Source organism: Marinomonas lutimaris (assembly GCF_019426345.1).
In the GTDB taxonomy this organism is placed as follows: Bacteria; Pseudomonadota; Gammaproteobacteria; order Pseudomonadales; family Marinomonadaceae; genus Marinomonas; species Marinomonas lutimaris.
The window spans coordinates 1-818 of sequence record NZ_JAHLLW010000055.1; the positions used below are offsets into that span (position 1 = coordinate 1).

1 protein-coding gene and 1 pseudogene are annotated in these 818 nt (G+C 46.0%); both read right to left on the bottom strand.

The window, feature by feature from the left end; translation table 11 throughout:
* Nucleotides 1-494: phage tail protein (locus KPL72_RS21080; protein ID WP_219704358.1), on the bottom strand; the 494-nt coding region annotated here is incomplete at its 3' end.
* A gap of 90 nt (nucleotides 495-584) precedes the next feature.
* Nucleotides 585-818 (bottom strand): annotated as a pseudogene (locus KPL72_RS21085) (hypothetical protein); the annotation flags it as partial.

Below are 818 nucleotides of genomic sequence, written 5' to 3' on the forward strand. Positions count from 1 at the left end.
CTAGAAGAAGAGGTCGCGATTTTTGCAGACCCTGTCACTGGTAAAGAAATGTTTCCAGATGCGACCCCCGCACTCGCACCACCACTAGGAGTAAAGGTCGCAGCATGTGTATGGCTGGGCATTTGAGAAATATCCAATGTATGCATTTCTTGCCCCACCCTAGCAGCGATATTGAAATTCGTTAGTCCTGCTCCGTGACCCGTACCAATCGGCGCTCGACCACGTAAGTCAGGAATACCATAAGTATTTCTACCATCACCACCATATCGGGTGCCAAGCAGTGAATACAAAGCTGGATTATCATTAATTACACTCGTTTGGCCCGCTGCCGCAACATAACCTATAGGGCAATAAGAGGCGGCTGTCACACAAACTGAGCCAAGATAAGGTTCAGCAGCACACGCAAGCGCTTTCTGAGGAAGCGCAACAAATACACCTGAAAATAGAACAACGAATAATGAAGAAAGAGATAATATTTTTGTGTTTTTATTCATGGAAAATTCCTTATAACGCTATAAAAATGTTGTGTACAACATAATTCCTTAGATACAGCTCAAACCATTTAACAAAGCTGCAGATAAATATTATGGGCGTGGAGGGTACATGCCTGTTGTAGCGATACAGAAAGTCAGGGCAATTCGAGGGGCGACAACAGAAAATGCTTGGCTTCCACCTGCAGTAGCGACGTCAACCGTACCATTTACGCCTGACGCTAAATTAACAGGAAGTGATACCGGACCACTCGCTGTTCCAGTCACCCCGCCCTCAGGCCCAACATTAAGATCTGCCGTGGTACCAGCTGGACTATAAAGTGTCAC